The organism is Porphyromonas endodontalis (assembly GCF_052173515.1).
Taxonomy (GTDB): Bacteria; Bacteroidota; Bacteroidia; order Bacteroidales; family Porphyromonadaceae; genus Porphyromonas; species Porphyromonas endodontalis_A.
The window spans coordinates 60241-79617 of record NZ_JBQMYL010000009.1; the positions used below are offsets into that span (position 1 = coordinate 60241).

The following is a 19377-nucleotide window of genomic DNA, read 5'->3' on the forward strand; positions in this document are numbered from 1 at the left end:
AGATTAGTTGTTTATGCAAAAAATAGATAGCCAATGAGCACCGAAGCGATAATGCCGGCGGCATCAGCAAGTAAGGAGTACCCAATGGTGTAGCGAGTCTGTTTTATCTTAACGGCTCCATAGTAAACCGCTACTATGTAGAGGGTTGTATCGGTGCTCCCTTGTACAATTGAGGCGATGCGCCCTACCAAGCTGTCCGCTCCATAGGTTTGCATGGCGTCCACCATAAGGGCACGGCTGCCGCTCCCGCTTAGGGGTTTTACGAGCATGGTGGGGAGGGCTTCTATCCACTCACTATCTGCCCCTAGAAGCAGAACGAGCCGGCGAAGTGCCTCTATAATATAGTCGAGTGCTCCCGAGGCTCGGAAGACAGCCACCCCCACGAGCATGGCTACGAGGTAGGGGATAATGTTGACCGCCGTAGTAAATCCCCCCTTGGCTCCCTCTACAAAAGTCTCGAATATCTTGATGCGAGCACGTACGCCGCTTATGAGGAATAGTACGATGGTGGTGAGGAGTAAAAGACTCGCTGCAAGCGTAGTGCAGGTGCCAAACATCTCGGGAGAGAGTTGTTGCTTGAGTAGAACAATGAGGGCGATAAGTAGGGCAATACCACCAAAGAAGAGCAGAAGAGGGGCTTGCCATAGTTTGATTCTCTGGCGAGCTCCCACGAGTAGAATAGCTACGATGGTAGAGACGAGGGTTGCCAAAAGGATGGGGAAGAAAACATCCGCAGGGTTACTGGCTCCCGCTTGCATCCTAAACGCCATAATACTTGTGGGGATAAGGGTGAGTCCACTTGCATTGATGGCAAGAAACATGATCATGGCATCGGAGGCTCTATCCGGCTCTTTGTTGAGCTCTTGTAGGCGTTTCATGGTCTCCAGCCCTAGGGGGGTTGCAGCATTGTCTAACCCCAATAGGTTGGCGGAGATACTCATAAAGATTTTGCCCATAGCGGGGTCGCCTTGGGGGATTGAGGGGAATAATGTGCGCAGTAGAGGGCTGATCCCCTTGGCCATCCGTGGTATTAGTCCGCTCTTTTCGCCCACGCTCATGAGCCCCATCCAAAAGCAAAGTACTCCTGTGAGGGCTAGGGCTATCTCAAATGCGGTCTGTGCGGATTGGAAGGTGGCTTGCAGTATGGTATTGAATATCGTGAGGTCTCCTTGGAAAACACAACGCACGACCCCTGCAAGTAAAGCAGATGCAAAAAAAGCAACAAAAAGGAAATCCAGAGGTCCTATAGCCCTTTTTTGTTTTAGTCGCATACCTTCCCCTTTCCTCGGAGTTGCGTATAGGAGTATTTCTCTCTGTAAGGATGGAATTTAGCTCCTATTCTCTATATCTGTGGATATATAGAGGATGAGCAACCTTGAGTTAATATCTTATTCTTGCACAAATGTACTAAAAAGAATTGAGAATAACTTCGTTTTTGGAAAATTAGAAATCGAGATAATAGATCGCTTTCCCTTGAGTTTAATTCCTTAGTAATCAGGAGGATGTTGCAGTATGAGGGCGGAAATGTTATTTTTGTTGCCTTGCTCGCTTCTCTTTTTTCGCCTCCTCTTCTGCTTGGCGCGCGGCTTTTTCCTCGGCACGCGAGGGCAGGCCTAGTATTCTGCGATCGGCATTGGAGGGGTTCCACTTATCGCCATATCGCTCGCGCATCCGTTTAATATACTCTTCGTTGAGGTTGGTGCGTTGCCTCTTCTGGTTCATTTGATCCGCTCTCTGGCTTGTCTCTTCGCTCAACTTTAGCCCGGAAGGTCGTTGCTTAGAGAGGGGTACCTCCGTTGCATTCCAATGAATTTCGTTGGTGAACTTAGGTTGGATGGTCATCGCCTTGGGGTAAAGGTAAGAAGGCTCGGGTTGGCTGGTGGGGTAGTGCCCCGCGTCCCACTTCCCATTGTTGTTTTGGTCTATCCACAGACGGCCGTAGTAGCTACCGGCGGGGAGCATATCAAGTGTGATCGTACTATCGGGTAGGACAGGGCGAGTGATGAGTACCCTATTGTCTTCCGACAAAATCTCTACATAGGCTGTTGCGCCGCGGGTGGCTAAGCTATCAAACGAGAGGGAGATGGCTCCAAATTTATCGGCAGACTCTAGCGCAATGTCGAGGGAGGCGGCGCGGTTGGGAACGCCATAGCAAGAGCGAATGGCTGCGGAGTCTAATTGGAGGCGATACTTTGTATCAAACTGAAGGTCTGCCAGTATTTGCAACTCTAGAGCTTGCTCGGGATGGAGGCGTAGCTGTACAGGTTGCGGAGTTTCTACCGAGTCTGTCACGCTGTAAAGGTGAACTCCTGCAGTATCTACGTGGATAGGAGGTTGTGCAAAGGTAATGGCAAGGGTATCGCGTGGGGAGAGGGCAAAGGGCGAGGTACTCTTGGCAAGTTGGGGGGTGAGGTGCGGAGTTTTCTTCTCATCGTCTTCCTGTGTGGGTGTAGAGGCCGGATTTTCTCCTGTATTACTGCCGGCGTTTCCCTTTGCCTCAGCCCCTTCTTTTCTTGTCTCTTTACCTTGAGAGGAAGAGCCGGAGACGCCTTGCTCCGAGGAGCTTTGGCTGAGAGAGGGGGTATTTCCCTGGTCTCGTGATTTCTTTTGTACCTGTCCCTTTTTCTGAGCTCGGTAGATGAGCTTAAGGGTATCCGTCTGTAGTGTGGGGCGCTCTAGCGAGTCGAGAGTAGCGTACTCGGTAAGTAGCTGTAGAGTATCTCTCCTGTAGTAGTTGCTATCTGTAATCCAATAGGTTACCTCTTTTCGCTTTTCGTCGATTTGGGGTAGGAGTAATCCCTTTTTCTCGACGGGTGCATCCAAAAGGCGGACGAGTGGGAGTTGCTCCAGAGGTTGGCTAAAGGTGAGGGTTAGGCGTGTGGAGTCTTGGCGTGCACTCTTTTGCAAGAATTGTTTTTGCGGTAGGTCAATAGAATAGAGAAGTAGGTGATCCGGCTTTTCGTTTCTGCCCAAAATCGAGTCCGCTTTCTGCCCAGAAAAATCTGAAAAATCAGCTGATTTTGGGGTCGCATTTAGGCTGTCTTTTTTTGCGGAATCAGCTGCGAAAGGGAGCGGGGTCTCCTCTTGGGGAGAAGGAGCTACCGCCTCTACGGCTTCGCTAAGGAAGGCAAAGCCCTCCGATCGCTGACTATAACTGAATGAATGGTCGAGGTCGTTCAGCGCAAAAAGGTGGTATCTGCCGGGGGCTAAGTGCGTGATAACAAAAGAGCCATCGCTCATCGTGCGCCCTGTGCGTAGGAAGGCTTGGGTGCGAAAGAGACTATCCACTCCCTCTTTGTGTACCCCTACGAATACATTGGGGATGGGATAAAGCCCTCGAGCATCAAGTACTTGCCCACGTATCTCCATGCTGTCAATTTTGTCTCCTGTGGAGAATGCAAACACAAAGCCCTCTAGCGGATTCCCTTCGTTTAGGTCTACAATGGCGTCGGTAAAGTCGATGGTGTAGGTGGTATTGCTGTGTAGGGAGTCCTCAAAAATGATGGTAATGCTCTTACCCGTACCCGAGAGGATACGGGGATTGGTATTCTGGGGCGGAGCAAAGATCACCTTTTCGTTACTCTTCTCCACCTTTACATTCTCGTTAAAAGTGAGTTTGATCTTCTTCCCGGAGAAGTGGGTAGCTCCATTACTCGGGTCACTTTTGATGAGCCTAGGGGGAGTCATATCATAGGGGCCTCCCTCGGGAGAGGCTTGCTTGGCACAGCCTACAATAAGGCTGGTGAGTAGCAGAGATAGGACTACAAAGGGCAGGAGTAGGGACGAAAAGAATCGCTTCATTAGTTCTTTTGAAAAGGCTGTATGGGGATCCGGCTAGTGGAGGGGTTGAGGAATACCGGCAGGGCGGACGATCTCTGGCTCTCCTTGGGTAAGGGATACAATGGCAGTGTATCCTCCTAGGGCACAGCCCCCATCTAAGATGGTGTATACCTCGTGTCCGTATAGTTCATCGATGAGTTCGGGGTCTGTACGGTACTCAGGATCCTCTTTTTTTGTAGGGAGAGAGGCTGTGAGTAGGGGCTCGTCGAGTACCTCCAAAAGGAGTGTGGCGAGTGGATGTAGAGGTAGGCGTAGCCCTACTTCGTGCTTATTGATGAGGAGCTTGGGCAGTTCGGAAGTTGCCGGTAGTAGGTAGGTAATAGGCTCTTTTTCGTGCTCCCGAATGTAGCGAAACGAGGGGTTGTCCACCTTGGCATAGCGTGTAAAGTCTGCCAAATCGCGACACATAATGGTGAGTCTGTGCTTCTTGGGATCTACCCCTTTGAGCCTACATACCTCCTCAATAGCTCGTGCTTTGTAGGCAGAGCATCCGTAGGAGTAGCCAATGCCTGTAGGGTAGATAATAATAGCTCCATCACGTATTTGTGCGGCTATCTTGTGCAGGAGATCCCAGTTGGGAGTCTCGGGGTATATCTTGGTAATCATAGGCTCTTGTTTCCTCCTTTTGTTTGAGAATTAGAACGTAAAATAGTGCCCTAAGCGGATGCTGTCGTCGCGCGTGAACTCGGGCAATTTGGCGAGTTGTTGCCAACCCTGTAGTTTGCCGTCGCGGTAGAGAATGCGTGCTATGGCATTCCGTTGCCCCCTATTGAGGTAGGGATGCTGAGGCAGACTATCGTAGGGGAGCGTGCCAAGTGCAATGCGTTGGGGGGCGGTGCCTAGGGTAAAGTAGGGGTAGATTTGTTGGAATTTCTCCGTGGTCATACCATAGACTTCTTGCAGTTGCAAGAGGGTGTAAAAGCCCCCGAGTCGCTCTCTATAGCGTACAATCCGCTGTGCAAAGGTAGCTCCGATGCCGGGAACTTGGGTGAGCGTTGCCGAGTCCGCTTGGTTGAGAGGGAGGGTAATCCCTTCGGGGAGCTTGCGGCTACTTGTGTAACTTCGATCGGAGGTGGGTGGCCCTACGTAATCTTTGCTGAGCACAAGACTATCGCGAGCTACCGGGCTCCTTCTTGCAGCAGAGGGGGTGGCTGTATTGCCATAAAGGGGAGCCTCTTGGCTGTTTGAGGCAATTTGATTCGTTTGGGGGAGGATCTCCGCCTTGTTTTGTGGCTTACCCCAGAGCAGGAGAGTGGCTCCAACGCCGGCAAGGCAGACGAAGAAGAAAAACACAAGAAGGTCGCTCTTGCCAAAACGAAAGAACTTACTCAGATGGGAGTTCATGGTTCTCTTTGGGGGCTGTTTGGGGAGATGATGGTGAAATGCTTTCGTCGGATTCGATTTGCCCATCGTGCAGTGTGATGATGCGATCGGCTCGCTTTGCCATCGTGCGGTCGTGGGTTACGAAGACGATCGTTTGCCCCATTTCTCGGCTAAGGCGAGAGAAAAGCTGATGAAGCTCTTCCTTATTCTTGCTGTCGAGACTACCCGAGGGTTCGTCAGCGAGCAGTACATCCGGATGATTGATGAGGGCACGAGCTACGGCCACGCGCTGCTTCTCCCCTCCGGATAGTTCGCGAGGGGCATGATGGCAACGCTCTGCCAGCCCGAGCATGGTGAGGAGCTCTTCGGCATGCTTTAGCGCTTCGCGTCGGGGTTCGCCTGCGATGAGGGCAGGGAGGGCTGCGTTCTCAAGGGCTGTAAACTCGGGGAGTAGTTCGTGGAATTGGAAGACAAATCCGAGATGCTTATTGCGGAAGTCCGCTTGCTGCCGAGCCGAGAGGGTGTGCGGATTCACCCCTCGAATGCAGACCTGCCCTGAGGTGGGCGTATCGAGGGCTCCCATAATTTGTAGGAGGGTTGTCTTGCCTGCTCCACTCGCTCCCACGATAGCGATGACTTCGCCTTGCGCCACCGAGAAAGAGACGCCGCGTAATACTTCGAGCGAGCCAAAGCTCTTGTGGAGTTGCTCTATGGTGATGAATGGGGTTTGCATCAGTCTGTTGTTGGTAGGTATGGGGTGACGAGTTGCCTTAGTACGTAGCTGGCAAGGAAGCATCCAAAGAGATTGGGCATGTAGGAGATGGTGCCCACAGTGGAGCGTTTGCCTGGCTCTGCGGTGGTGGATTGTATGGCGTGTGGTAGGGCTTTCTCTGTAGAGAAGACAACCGGTATTCCCTTGTGCACGCCGCGTTCTCGCAGTGCTTTGCGTATGGCTTTGGCTAGAGCGCACGTGTGACTAGCACTTATATCTTCGATGCGGAGGGTTGAGGGGTCTAGTTTTGCCCCTGCTCCCATAGATGAAACAACGGGGATACTCCGCTTATGCGCCTCTACGAGCAACTCCGTTTTAGGGGCTAATGTATCGATGGCGTCCACGACAAAATCGGGGCGACACTCCTCAAAGAGAGGAGCCACCTCCTCCGGTGTGAGGTATTGGGTCACCAACGTGAGGTTTACATCGGGCTGTATGCGCCTCAGCTCTTGAGCCAAAGCCTCCGTCTTAAAAGCTCCCAATGTATCTTGATAAGCCACCATCTGTCGGTTGAGATTGCTGGGCGAGACTCTATCCCCATCCACGAGGGTAAGTCGCCCAATCCCTGCGCGAACCAGTAGGTGAGCCGTTATTCCCCCCACGCCTCCAAGCCCTACGAGTAGGACGTGGGTAGAGCGGAGATGTTGCAAGGCTTCCTCGCCTATCAAAAGCTCGGTGCGGCAGAATGCTTCGCTAATGTCGGTCAAAGCAGTTTACTTAATGGCTCGTTTGTCCAATTCGGCTTGGTAGGCTTTGGCATTGCGTTTGTGCTCCATGTAGTTGGAGGCAAAGGCGTGGTAGCCGGAGAAGTCCGCTCGGGCACACATATATATATAGTCGTGCTTTTTGTAATGGAGTACGCTATCAATGGTACTCTGCTCGGGGTAACAGATCGGCCCCGGGGGCAATCCCTTTACCTTATAGGTGTTGTAGGGAGAGTCTGCACTCAGCTGTATTTGCCCGATGCGTTTGACCGTGAAGTCGCCATAAGCGTAGCGAGCTGTGGGGTCGGCTTGGAGCTTCATCCCCTCGCGAAGGCGATTGATATAAAGCCCTGCGATGGTGCTGTGCTCATCTTTTTTTGCGCTCTCTTCTTGTACGATGGAGGCGATGGTTATTATCTCGGCAGGGGAGAATCCGGCTTCTGTGGCGAGGCGTTTGCGCTCGTCGGTCCAGAACTTTTTATACTGCTCGTGGAAGAGTGCGACAAGAGAATCGGGCGAAATATCCCAACGTACTTTGTATTCGTTGGGCATAAAGAGGGTACGTATGGTAATGGTATCCACGCCTAGAGAGGTGCAGAACTGGAGGTCTTGTAGTCGCTCTCTCAGGCTCTCGGGCTTCATCCTAAGCTCCCCGGTTAGCGTTTTTATTAGCTCCTCTTGTGTACGAATCCCTCGTGTGATCTGTAGGGTGACTAGGCTTTCTTCCCCACTTGTGAGGGTGGTAAAAAGGGTGTGAAGGCTCATGGAGGGCTCAATGCGATAACGCCCGGATTGAAGTTGCCCTTTGGTGCGTAGAACCCAAGGAGCCACACGATGTAACACGCCGGGATAGCGTACCAAGATGCGTTTTTCGATCTGCTGGAGCACATCGTCGGCCGTGGTGTTCTCAGTGACATATACATACATTCCTTCCCCGGATTTTCCTATGGGGGCAAAGCGATACAGCCCTATTACTCCTACAATAGCCAGTACTACGATGATGAGTAAGGTGGTGAGTAGGGTACGGCGCACACGGCGGCGGTGTACTTTGCGTCTGTCCATCCCGGGACGCCACTTAGGGTGATATGATGAGTTTCTTCGTTTCATCGGCTTAGCTAATTTGTGTACGCAAAGATAGAAAAATATACCGCAGAGAGGGCTCCCCTCCCTTAGACACGAAGAAAAGGAGAGTGTATTTTGTTTTCGCACCACGCTCCTCTTTTGACACTTTGCCCTGAGGGATTTTTCTCTGCTCCTCTCTAGTTGGGGAGATGTCGGCTTTAAGTTTCTATTAGAATAGCTGATTGTCGGTGGGGATGTCACCTTTCTGTCCTTTCTTTTCTTTTTTTATTCTAGATTCTTTCTATTTGTAATGTTGTATTCAAAATAATGTCGTAACTTTCGGGCAGAGACGAAATTAGATTGACAGAATAAGGTGGAAGCCATCCGCCTTTGCAGGGTTTTCGTCGGGCTGTAAAGCTAAGTGTTTTATTAAAATAACAGATTATGAGAAGAACAGTAGTTCGTATTCTTGTCTTGATTGTAGCTTGCCTGGGCGGAGCTTGCACTTCTGTGTTGGCTCAAGAGCACTCCATCAAGATGTCTTTTCTCGACAACGTGGGCAGTGACTTCGCCTTGCTTCTAATGGGAAGCCGAGAGGGGGAAGTCTCGTTGGTTTGGGAGGATGGTTCCGTAGAAAAGCATGCCTTGCATACCACGGCCACTGCCATTCGAGGGAAAACGAAGTCTAAAAATTTGGAACTCCATGGTGATATTACCGTATTGGAGTGCTCGGGTAATGGCTTGGGGATGCTGGATGTCACGAATATGCCTCCGCTTACCGACCTTATTTCGAGGAAGAATTATTTTACCAAATTAGACCTTACAAAGAATGTAAATCTGCGTGCTCTTACCTTAGAAAGCATCCCTCTAGAGACGCTGGATCTCTCCAATAATATGTTGCTCGATAGTGTCGTTTGTCAGAATTCGGGCAAGATGACAAGTTTTGTCATGCCTTTGCATTCTCCGATGCAGAAGCTGGTGTTGGAGGGTTGTCCGCGTATTCCCTCGTTGGATCTCTCCGGAGCTCCTGAGCTTAGGTATCTAAACGTGGCTCAAGTGTGGCTTAAAGAGTTGGATCTTTCGAACAATAAAAAGCTCTCTTATCTCTTTGCCGGCTTTGGATATCTTAATAATCGCCTCGAGAAACTAGTGCTCCCCAAGGAGAATGAGTTTGAGACGATTTTGCTTCCTGCCACCGGGCTTACGGAGCTAGACCTGCGAGATTGTAAAAAACTTAAGACGATTGCGACGAACAACAGCGTTAATTTGGCGAGCATCAATATCGAAGGGCTAACCGAACTTTCCGTTATCGAGTGCCCCTCTTGCGCGATTACTTCGCTCGATCTCTCCCAATGCACCAAGTTGACCAACCTGATTTGTAACAACAATCAGATAAAGACTCTCCGTTTGGATAATTGTCCGCTCGTGTGGAATGTGACTTGTTACGCCAATAAATTAGAGACGTTGGAGTTGAGTAAATGCTCTCTTCTTAAGGTGTTGGACTGCTCAAGAAACCCTATGCTCGAGAAGTATGAACTGCCCATGTCGCTAGAGACGTTGGATATTAGTGCTTGTAATCTATCGGAGATTTCCGCTGTCCAGGGGATGAAAACCCTCAATAGTCTTACTTGCAGTGAGAACCAAATTACAACGTTAGACCTCTCTTCTTTGGAGAATCTGAATACTATCATTTGCTATGCCAACCACATTTCCGATCTTTCTTCCATCGTTAATTTGACTCAGCTAGTGCACGTCAATGTGCATACCAACCCGATTAAAGAGCTGACCCTCCCCAATGCTAAGGGGGTGTATTACGTATCGGTAAAGGGAACGGATATGAACGACTGTGCCCTCAATGACCTCTACAAGTCGTTGCGCGCTAAGGAACCCAAAGATGATAACAACGGAGCCGGCGGATGTATCTTGCTCAACAAAACGCCCTTTGTTGCCACCAGTAATACCGCCCTTGCTATAGCAAAAGGATGGCAGGTGTCTGATCTTGGAGACGGAACCGGCTGTCCCGAGGGTTCGCCTAATGAGAAGATTGATGCGAATGCCATCTCCATTGCGAGACTTTCGCACGGCTGGGTGATTGGCAATATCCCCATGGGAACTCAATGCTTGCTTCTCTACGACCTCTCGGGTAAGCTCCTAAGTCGTATAGAAGTTACCGCTAGCAGTATGTTTGTGGAGGCTCCCGGCGACGGCGTTTATCTCATTCGATTGGATGATAAAACGACCTTACGTTGCCCTCCTATGAGTTACTAACAATCTGATTTCACGAAATTATAGACCAAATAGTATGATGAAAAAACTACTCGTTTTGATGGCTTGGGTGGTGTGCAGTGTAGCCTCCCTCTGGCATGCTAATGCTCAGGAAGAAAATTTTGACGCCGTTGTCAATCTCTCCGAAGCCGGTAAGTTGTACGACGAAGCTCCCGATAATATTTGGGAGGAAACAGCTGTGTCGGTCAAGATTATAGGCAAGCTCAATAGTTACGACCTACGAGTTTTGCGTCAATTCTGTGGCTCCGATGAGTACGGAACTAAGAGACCTCACGCCTCTGTGAGACGTATAGACCTCTCGGAAGCAACGATTGTGCCCGGTGGTGGAACCTACTACATCCGTGTGGAGGATTTGGGTAACATGCGTGAGTACGTTGTGGACGAGACCAAACCCGATATGCTCCCTGAGAAGCTATTCTATGGCTGCTCCACTATTGAGAGTCTTACCCTCCCCAAGAATATCCGCTCTATTGGTATTGGGGCTTTCTTTAAGTGCGAAAACCTCAAAGAGGTGATCATTCCCGACGAAGTGACTCATATCTACGCAACCGTATTTGGTGCGTGCCCTGTATTGGAAGAGATCAAGCTCCCCAGCAAATTGGAGTTCTTGGGTAACTATGCTTTCACCCACTGTCGTGCTCTAAAGGAGATAACCATCCCGGAAGGGGTAAAGGAAATTCGTCATAATTCTTTCGATCAGACAGATGCTCTTAAGGTGATCAACCTCCCCAAAGAGATGGAAACATTCGACGAAAGTGCTTTCTTCGGCGCTACCGGTCTAGAGGAACTCGTCGTGCCCAAGGGGATCAAGACTATCCCAACTTCCTGCTTCGGATATTGCACCGCGCTACAAAAGATCACTTGCCCTACCACGGTCGAGTCTATCGCCAATGAGGCGTTTGAGGGCGATGCGGCTCTCAAGACCGTTGTATTCGCAGAAGGGCTAAAGACAATCGGGGTGGCTGCTTTTAGAAATTGTTCTTCTATAGAGAAACTGAACTTCCCCAATTCGCTGGAGAGCATTGCTACCGACGCGTTCCTTTCTTGCGAGAAGGTTAAGGAAATTACCTTTGGATCTGGTTTGAAAGAGATTAAGGAGAAGTCGTTTTGGCACAATCATGCCGTGGAAAAGATCTCTTTCCCCGAGAGTTTGACAGAGATTGGTTATGCGGCTTTTAGTGAGTGTCTAGGTCTTAAGGAGGTCAATTTTGGTCGGTCGGCAGCCTCTTTCTCCGGCAATCCCTTCCTCGGATGTTTTGGATTGGAGCGTTTCACTGCAGATGAGGGCAATACTGCCTATGCAGCAAAAGAGGGTGTTCTCTATACCAAGAACCTCACCAAACTGCTCGCCTATCCCAATATGAGCAATAAAGTTTGCAAGATGCCCGATGCCACAACCACTATAGACGACTTCGCTTTTTGGTATTGCACCAATTTGGAAGAGGTAGAGTTCTCTCCCAACTTTGCGGCGTTTGGAGAGAGGGCTTTCTGTGGAAGCAAAAATATCAAGAAGATAACAGTAAAAACGGCAACTCCTGTAGAGAGTGCTTTTGTAGACGATGTGTTTGAGGGGATTAACCGTAGTGAATGTATCCTCATGGTGCCTCAGGGGAGCAAGAGTGCCTATTTGGCTTCTCCGCTTTGGAAAGATTTCAAGATAACGGAGATGACGGCCCTCGCGCCGGTTGCTTGGGGTGCTGATGTGGCATTGCGCGCGACTTCTGAAGGCTGGGAAGTAGTGAATCTGCCTCAAGAGAGCAAAGAAGTTCGCTTGCTCGATCTTGAAGGGCGTCTCCTCGCGGTTGCTACTCCTCAAGCCGGTAGGGTATTGTTTAGTATCTCCGCAGGCGAAGAGAATCCCTGTATTATCGTGGTAATGGGAGGCTCTACGCCCCTTGTTTTCAAGGCTGTACGCTGATATTCCGGAATGGATCCTGTGTAAATCTATATAAGTTCTTCATGAGTAAGGAGGGGTGCCGTCGGGGTGGTCCTCCTTCTTTTTTATGAGAATTGATTAGGATGCTAATGAATAAGTGCGACGCGACTTAGTATCTTCCCGTTGATTGATAATGTACTTTTTCTAATATGCTGATGTGCTTTCTTGGGATTTCTAATGAGTATTCTACAGATTCGTAATTAGCTTTCTCGAAAATCTTAATACACTTTTGGGAGAATCTTAATACACTTTCTCCCAATTCTTAATATACTTTCTAGAGATTGGTAATGTGCTTTGGGCGATAAGTTCATTATCTTTGCACTATAAATAAATCAACTCTCCCCTAAAGCGAAACCCTCCGACTTCGGGAGAGAAAGGACAAAAGGAGGAAATGGTCTTGAGTTATGGCAAATAAGCCCTTGCAGTTCGTTCTGATAGAACGCAAATTAAGTGTCGGTCCTCAGGCAGGAAAGATCTATCAGGTAGCTCGCCCTACGGGCAGACATCGTGTGGACTTCCGCAGTTTCTGCGAGCGTGTGGCAAAGTCTACCGCATTTAATCGTCAAGAAGTGGAAGCCGTACTGAACTATGCCACCGAAATCGCACGCGATATTGTTGCCAATGGCGACATTGTAGAGTTCGGCGACTTGGGTACGCTCAAACCCTCTTTCAAGAGTAAGGCTGTGCCTAAGGGGAAAACTTTCCGTGCGCAGGAGCACATCGAAAAACCTGTGGTACTGCTAAATCCGTCGAAGAAGTACTTCACGCTAACCGACGTGACGTACGAACAAACCTCCGTTAGACCCAAGAAGGCATGACCTCCATACCTCAACCTGAACGAAAACGGCGGCGAGGGCTCAGGTTCGGCTACTTAAATTTCATTGGGGTGCGTTTAGGAGAGTAGGTCACTTGCGACGTTGCGGAGTGGGTGTTCCTCGGGGAGTTGCGTCCAAGAGCGGAGTGTAGGGCTGATCTGTTTAGCCCATTCCTCGTTGTTGTAGAGCCGCTCTAACCAATCCATTTCGGTAACGGATAGCGTCTCGGGTTGGGCGGAGAGCCTCCCCAGCGTCGTCTCAATCGCTTGAGCTAATCCCGAAGTGGGGAGATTTTGCAGGAGTCGGCGAGAGAGCGCGTTGAGCCACACTCTCTGTACCCTTAGGGATTCTCCTTGGGGAAAGCAGGCAACAATGTTTTCGTTCTTAGCCAAAAGGTGAGTGGAGAATAGGCTGAGAAGTTCCTCCGTTTCGAGTGATTTTGCAAAAGAAATTGCCTGGGAATAGGTTAGGGTTTCAGGTGGAAAGGAGAGAAGCCCAAGGATACGCATCTCGCGCAGTTGGGCAGAGAGGAGTTTCTGGGCAAGGCTTAGTCGTGAGGGGAGTTCGCTTGCTAAGTCGCGCAGTTGGGGGATAGACAATCCAAAGTTGTAGGCATAGTCCATCCCGGAGGCACGCATGGCAGCGGCAGTTGCTCCGTCCATACGAGAGCGCACCCTCGCCCGCAGTGAAGCCATAATCTCTTCATCGGTGAGCGAAGGTGCGTAAGAGGATTTGTCGGGAGTCGCCATTAAGCTTCGGCAATCTCGCTAATGAGTCGCTGGAAGATGCGTCCCATCCGTTCGCTGGCCGCATTGGCCGCATCAATTACTTCCTGAGCATCGTTGGTATAGTCGCCCTCGAAGTGCCAGCCTTCGTTGGTGATGACCGACATCCCGAATATTCGGATTCCGGCGTGCCGTGCCACAAGTACTTCGGGTACTGTGCTCATGCCGATAGCATCCCCACCCACACGTTGGTAGAAAAGATACTCGGCAGGGGTCTCGTAAGAGGGTCCGGTTAGCCCTACATATACCCCTTTTCTCACTTCGATGTTTTCTTCTTTGGCAATGCGTTCTGCACGAGCGATGAGGTCGCGGTCGTAGGCTCTGGTCATATCGGGGAAGCGTACTCCGAACTCTTCCATATTAGGACCGATGAGCGGATTGGGCAGGTTGTTGATATGATCTCGTATAATCATCAGATCACCCACGTGGTAGGTGTTGTTGATACCTCCGGCAGCATTGGAGACAAAGAGCGTCTCTATGCCGATGAGCTTCATCACACGTACCGGGAAGGTTACGCGCTCCATGGGGTACCCCTCGTAGTAATGGAATCGCCCCTGCATAGCCACCACGGGGACGCCCCCAAGCTTACCGCAGATGAAATTGCCCTTATGACCAATAGCCGTAGAGTGGGCAAAGTTGGGGATTTCGCTATAAGGGATGATGGTGGGGTCTTCTATCTTATTTCCCAATTCTCCCAAGCCACTACCTAGGATGATACCTATTTTTGCTTTGAAGGGGAGGCGTTTGAGGAGGAAGTCCGCAGCCTCGTGATACATTTTCATTTCCATAGCATTACCTATTTATTGTTTGATTCCGTAGGATTTGATGAGCTTGTGCGCTCGTTGATTCGCCTTTGCAATTACCTCTTCTTCGCCCGGGATCACTCCTTCGCGCATCAGTATTTTACCATCCACAATGGTGGTGTCTACCACGGAGCCATCGGCAGAGTAGACGAGGTTGGAGGTGAGGTTGTGTAGGGGCACCATCGTGGGGCGATCTGTACGTAGGAGGCAAAGATCCGCTAAAGCTCCCTCTTCTATCCTGCCGCCATTGAGCCCTAGGATGTTATACCCCTCGCGAGTGGCAGATTGGTATATTGCCTCGGCGGCTGTTGCCGTGGGGTCGAAACGCCATACTTTGCCCAAAAGAGCTGCCATACGCATGGCGATGAACATATCCAAATTGTTGCTAGAGGAGCATCCGTCTGTACCGATTCCCACTCGGATACCGCGCTTTTTCATCTCCTCAAACTTAAAGGCGTAGCCCGACGCTAGCTTCATATTGGAAGCCGGGTTATGCACGGTGGCAGCTCCATGGCGAGCGATAACGTCTAGTTCGTCATCCTCCATCCAAAGCGAGTGTGCCAAGACGAACTTATCGCTCAGCGCACCCAGTTTTTCCAAATAGTGCACAGGGCGCAATCCATACTCTTTGACGGCATTTTCTATCTCGGTTTGGGTCTCTGAGAGATGGAGGTGAACCAGCACGCCTGTTTCGTCTGCAAAGTCGCGGCAGAAGCGGAGCTGCGGACCGCTTACCGTGTAGATGGCGTGTGGACCGATAGAGAAGACCACTCGGGAGGAGAACTGCTCAAATTCTTTGCGGTAGCGGCTACAATTTTCCCTGTCGAGCTTGGCGCGCTCTGCGTCCCCTCGGTCAAAGAGTGTGTAGCTCACCACGCCTCGCATCCCCGAGTCCTCTACGGCTTGAGCCGTTGCCATGGGGAAGGCGTACATATCTAAGAACGCCGTTGTGCCCGTGCGTATCATCTCAAGGCAGGCAAGCCGTACACCCCAGTAGACATCCTCCTCCGTCATGTGCGCCTCCACGGGCCAAATGTAGTCTTCGAGCCAGCGCATCAGGGGCAAATCATCGCCGTAACCGCGGAAGAGGGTCATGGCGGCATGGGTATGCGTATTCACCATCCCCGGTACCACCACACGGCGGCATCCCTCCAGCACATCGTAGTGATCGGCTACAGGGATACTCGGGGCAATACGAGCTATTTGGTTGCCCTCAATCAATAGATCTTGTATAGATCCATTGACAAGGGCTCCGGTTATCAATATCGGTTTTTCGTTGTTCATCGGTAGAGTTTATAGAATTCGGCAACGGCTTCTATACCAATGCGGAATATATCCAAGGGGAAGTTTTCGTTGGGAGAGTGGATGGCATTGCTTTCGAGACCAAAGCCCATGAGTACACTCTTGATACCAAGAACCTTTTCGAAGGTGGCGATGATGGGGATACTCCCTCCGCGGCGTACCGCTAGAGGACGCTGACCAAAAGCCACGGCACACGCCTCCTCGGCCGCTTTATAGGCGGGGAGATCAATGGGGCAGAGGTAAGCCTCGCCTCCGTGCATGGGTGTTACTTTGACGCGTACGTAGGGAGGAGCAATCTGTTTTACGTAGTCGACAAAAAGTTTAGAGATCTTATCGTGATCTTGATTGGCTACAAGGCGAGTAGATACTTTGGCGTACGCCTTAGACGGAAGCACCGTTTTGGCTCCTTCGCCCGTGTAGCCTCCCCAAATGCCGCATACGTCGAAGCTGGGGCGGCAGCTATTGCGCTCGAGAGTACTGTAGCCCTCTTCGCCAAATACGGCGTCCACATCAATGGCTTTGCAGTAGGCCTCTTGGGAGAAGGGTACTTGAGCAATCATATCTCGCTCTTCCTTCGAGAGGGGTACTACATCGTCGTAGAAGTGGGGTATCGTAATGCGTCCCTTCTCATCCACCATCCGGGCAATGATTTTTGAGAGCTCGTTGATGGGGTTGGCAACAGCTCCGCCAAAGTGCCCCGAGTGGAGGTCGCGATTGGGACCGGTTACCTCTATTTCCCAGTAGGCAAGTCCGCGTAGTCCCGTAGTGAGTGAGGGGGTGTTGCGGCCGACCATACTTGTATCTGAAACCAAAATCACGTCGGCACGAAGCATCTCTTTGTGCTCTTGGCAGAATGCCTCCAAGTGGGTAGAGCCGATCTCTTCCTCTCCCTCGAATATGATTTTTACGTTGCAACGTACGAGGTCGAGAGCCAAGGCGGTGCGGAGCCCGGCTACCTGTATCATGGTTTGCCCTTTGTCGTCGTCGGCTCCTCGCCCCCAAATGTGTCCGTCGCGGATTACGGGCTCGAAGGGTTCGCTCTTCCAAAGCTCAAGAGGCTCCACGGGCATTACATCGTAGTGACCGTATATAAGGATGGTTTTTGCGCTCGGGTCTATAATGCGCTCGGCAAAAACAACGGGATTACCGGGGGTGGGATAAACTTCGGCTCGTTGCATGCCCGAGGTGAGGAGGTAGTCCCTCCAGTGCTCAGCCGTGCGTACCATATCGGGTTTGTGCTCGCTCTTCGAACTGATGCTGGGGATGCGAAGCAGTGCGAATAGGTCTTGTAGGAACTCCTCTTCATGGGCTGCGATATACTCTTTTACTGTCATAGCTCTTGTTTGTTTAGTGGTGTTTCATTTATCTACAACCAAAGGTAGTCTATTTTGCTGTATAAAAAAAGAACGGACACCTCGCTTTTGCTTAGGGTGTCCGCTATGGATAGGAAAAAGAGAAGTGGCCTTAGACCCGAGTGACCGATGCGATCGTGTCTTTTTGTTTTAGCCCTTCGATGATGCGACGTACATCCTCCACGTCGTGTACCATCACCTTGATTTCTCCACCAAAAACTCCCCCTTGAGCCGAGAGGTTGATGCTTGTAATAGAGCGGTAAAAGTCCTCGCTAATGTCTTGGATAATAGCGTTGAGAATGCCGATTGAGTCCATCCCTTTGATGGCGAGAGTTGCCTCAAAAAGAGAATGCGGATGGTCGCCCCAAACGGTCTCGATAAGCTGATTCCCTTTACTGCTTTTGAGTCGCATTGCCTCCGGACAATTACGCTTGTGTACCATGATAGTGCCGTTGTCGGTAACAAACCCTACCGTATCATCGCCCAAGATAGGAGAGCAGCAGGGGGCTATGGTGTAGTTGGGGGTGAGGAGGTGTTGCTCTAGAAGGTAGGGCTTTTTTGTATTGGGCTTATCCGGAGATTGTGCCTCTTCGATGGTGGCGGCTGTGAGTTCTCTGTTTTTCTTTGAGGGGCGGAATAGACGCGAGAAGAAGTTGCCATCAGCCCCTTGGAAGACCTTGCGAAAAGACTCCGGCAGCTCTATGGAGCGGTTCCCTACGGCTAAGAAGAAATCTTCTCTCTTGTGGAAGTTGTAGTAACTGGCAATCTTGTCGAGTAGTAGAGGTGTAATGGTTTGCCCCTCGGCCTCAAGCAGGTCAGTTACCATTTTTTCTCCTAAAGCGGTTTTCTCTCGGTCTGCTTTGCGCAGTGCGGCATTGATCTTCATCCGAGCTTTCCCGGTCACTACGTACTTGAGCCATTCGGGGTGAGGCTCTTGGGTCGGGCTTGTGATTACCTCCACTTGATCCCCATTCCTGAGGGTATGGCTCAGGGGGAATAGATGATGATTTATCTTGATACCGAGACATTTATTCCCCAGCTCCCCGTGGAGGGCATAGGCAAAGTCGAGCCCGGTAGCTCCCTTGGGAAGGGTAAAAACTTTCCCTTTGGGGGTAAAGACGCTGATCTCGTCGGAGTAGAGATTGAGCTTGATCGTATCGAGGAAGTCCATCGAGTCCGGAGTGGGATTCTCCAGGATCTCGCGGATCGTTTCTATCCAGCGATCGAGCTCGGAGTCTTCCTCCACGTTTTCGCTTTTGTACTTCCAATGGGCGGCAAATCCACGCTCCGCTATATCGTCCATGCGGCGCGAGCGTATCTGTATTTCTATCCATTCTCCATCGGGCCCCATCACGGTAAGGTGGAGCGCTTGGTAGCCATTGGTCTTGGGCGAACTAACCCAGTCGCGGATGCGGTCTGTCTTATTGCGGTATAGGTCTGTGATCTCGGAGTAAATATCCCAACACACCTTTTTGTCGGGGATGCCCTCTTGGCTCTCAAAAATGATGCGTACGGCGTAGAGGTCGTACACCTCTTCGAAGGGGATTTTTTTCTCCTGCATTTTGCGCCAAATCGAGTAGCAACTCTTCACCCTCGCCTTCATCTCGTAGTTGAGTTTTTTGCGAGCGAAGACCTCGCGTAGTGGGGCTGCGAAATGCTCAAAGAGGAGAGTTCGCTGCTCTTCGCTGGCCTCTATCTTGTTTTTAATCTCGTTGTATTCGGCAGGATGCTCTATGTGGAAGCATAGCTCCTCGAGTTCTGTTTTGATGGTAAAGAGCCCAAGTCGGTGGGCAATGGGTGCGTAGACGTACAGCGTCTCTCCCGTGATCTTGAGTTGCTTATGCGTAGGCATCGACTCAAGAGTGCGCATGTTGTGCAGGCGGTCTGCTATCTTGATGAGTACGACACGTATATCGTCGTTCATGGTCAGGATTAGCTTCCTAAAATTCTCCGCCTGGGCAGATACATCCTCCTGATCTTTGAACATCTCCACCGAGATCTTGGTAAGCCCCTGCACGATTTGGGCTATCTTGTCGCCAAACATGTCGCGAATGTTCTCTTCGGTGTACTCCGTATCTTCTATTACATCGTGCAGGAGTGCCGAGGCGATAGAGGTGGAGCCAAGCCCCATCTCGTGGCTAACGATATAGGCTACTGCTATGGGGTGCATGATGTACGGCTCTCCGCTACGGCGTCGTACCCCTGCATGTGCTTTATTCGCTAGGTTGAATGCCTTAATAATGATCTCGTCTTTGCGACGATGATTGCTCATTTGATAGTCGTGAAGTAGGGCTTCGAAGGCTGTGCGCACCATCTTCTGCTCTGCTTCGCTTCCGTAATATACTATGTCTTGTAGCCCTTGAGGCTGAGGAGTAGCCGTCTCTTTCATACGCAATA

15 protein-coding genes are annotated in these 19377 nt (G+C 50.7%); 3 read left to right on the plus strand and 12 right to left on the minus strand.

All coding sequences use genetic code 11. From position 1 onward, the window contains the following. Positions 1-11 precede the first annotated feature (11 nt). The 7 genes from ACTTHR_RS05755 to mltG all read right to left on the minus strand — a co-directional run bounded on the left by ACTTHR_RS05755 (position 12) and on the right by mltG (position 7746). Positions 12-1271, minus strand: coding sequence for a nucleoside recognition domain-containing protein (locus ACTTHR_RS05755; protein WP_442605504.1), 1260 nt, complete (start codon positions 1269-1271; stop codon positions 12-14). A 256-nt stretch (positions 1272-1527) separates the two neighbouring features. Beyond that, positions 1528-3801, minus strand: coding sequence for an Ig-like domain-containing protein (locus ACTTHR_RS05760; protein ID WP_442605505.1), 2274 nt, complete (start codon positions 3799-3801; stop codon positions 1528-1530). Between the two features lie 33 nt (positions 3802-3834). Continuing rightward, positions 3835-4446: an L-threonylcarbamoyladenylate synthase gene (locus ACTTHR_RS05765; protein ID WP_442605506.1), complete on the minus strand. Its 612-nt coding sequence runs from the start codon at positions 4444-4446 to the stop codon at positions 3835-3837. Between the two features lie 30 nt (positions 4447-4476). Beyond that, positions 4477-5184 (minus strand): ComEA family DNA-binding protein, encoded by a 708-nt coding sequence (locus ACTTHR_RS05770; RefSeq protein WP_442605507.1) that lies wholly within the window; start codon positions 5182-5184, stop codon positions 4477-4479. After that, positions 5165-5896 (minus strand): ABC transporter ATP-binding protein, encoded by a 732-nt coding sequence (locus tag ACTTHR_RS05775; RefSeq protein ID WP_276774910.1) that lies wholly within the window; start codon positions 5894-5896, stop codon positions 5165-5167. Before ACTTHR_RS05775 ends, ACTTHR_RS05770 begins: the two co-directional genes overlap by 20 nt. Further along, the gene (locus ACTTHR_RS05780) at positions 5896-6642 is read right to left on the minus strand and encodes a tRNA threonylcarbamoyladenosine dehydratase (RefSeq protein ID WP_442605508.1); all 747 of its coding nucleotides are present in this window, start codon (positions 6640-6642) and stop codon (positions 5896-5898) included. The genes ACTTHR_RS05775 and ACTTHR_RS05780 overlap by 1 nt, the downstream gene beginning before the upstream one ends. A 6-nt stretch (positions 6643-6648) precedes the next feature. Next, a complete protein-coding gene (gene mltG / locus ACTTHR_RS05785; protein WP_442605509.1) occupies positions 6649-7746 on the minus strand; it encodes an endolytic transglycosylase MltG in 1098 nt (365 codons plus the stop codon). Positions 7747-8145: 399 nt separating this feature from the next. On the opposite strand from mltG, the gene ACTTHR_RS05790 reads away from it, so the two are divergent. The 3 genes from ACTTHR_RS05790 (at position 8146) to ACTTHR_RS05800 (ending at position 12741) form a co-directional block, all read left to right on the plus strand. After that, on the plus strand, positions 8146-9969 hold the full coding sequence (locus tag ACTTHR_RS05790) for a leucine-rich repeat domain-containing protein (protein WP_442605510.1): 1824 nt from the start codon (positions 8146-8148) through the stop codon (positions 9967-9969). Between the two features lie 34 nt (positions 9970-10003). Next, positions 10004-11905 (plus strand): leucine-rich repeat domain-containing protein, encoded by a 1902-nt coding sequence (locus tag ACTTHR_RS05795; protein WP_442605511.1) that lies wholly within the window; start codon positions 10004-10006, stop codon positions 11903-11905. Positions 11906-12327: 422 nt separating this feature from the next. Further along, positions 12328-12741, plus strand: coding sequence for an HU family DNA-binding protein (locus ACTTHR_RS05800; RefSeq protein WP_314825126.1), 414 nt, complete (start codon positions 12328-12330; stop codon positions 12739-12741). A 74-nt stretch (positions 12742-12815) separates the two neighbouring features. On the opposite strand, the gene ACTTHR_RS05805 is transcribed toward ACTTHR_RS05800, so the two are convergent. The 5 genes from ACTTHR_RS05805 to ACTTHR_RS05825 form a co-directional block, all read right to left on the minus strand. Then, positions 12816-13487: a hypothetical protein gene (locus ACTTHR_RS05805; protein ID WP_442605512.1), complete on the minus strand. Its 672-nt coding sequence runs from the start codon at positions 13485-13487 to the stop codon at positions 12816-12818. Continuing rightward, the gene (locus ACTTHR_RS05810) at positions 13487-14311 is read right to left on the minus strand and encodes a purine nucleoside phosphorylase I, inosine and guanosine-specific (protein WP_442605513.1); all 825 of its coding nucleotides are present in this window, start codon (positions 14309-14311) and stop codon (positions 13487-13489) included. The genes ACTTHR_RS05805 and ACTTHR_RS05810 overlap by 1 nt, the downstream gene beginning before the upstream one ends. A gap of 12 nt (positions 14312-14323) precedes the next feature. After that, positions 14324-15610 carry an amidohydrolase gene (locus ACTTHR_RS05815; protein WP_442605514.1) on the minus strand — a complete coding sequence of 429 codons (1287 nt, stop codon included), beginning with the start codon at positions 15608-15610 and terminating at the stop codon, positions 14324-14326. Further along, on the minus strand, positions 15607-16962 hold the full coding sequence (locus tag ACTTHR_RS05820; RefSeq protein WP_442605515.1) for a dipeptidase: 1356 nt from the start codon (positions 16960-16962) through the stop codon (positions 15607-15609). Before ACTTHR_RS05820 ends, ACTTHR_RS05815 begins: the two co-directional genes overlap by 4 nt. A 130-nt stretch (positions 16963-17092) precedes the next feature. After that, positions 17093-19369 carry a RelA/SpoT family protein gene (locus ACTTHR_RS05825; RefSeq protein ID WP_442605516.1) on the minus strand — a complete coding sequence of 759 codons (2277 nt, stop codon included), beginning with the start codon at positions 19367-19369 and terminating at the stop codon, positions 17093-17095. Positions 19370-19377 lie beyond the last annotated feature (8 nt).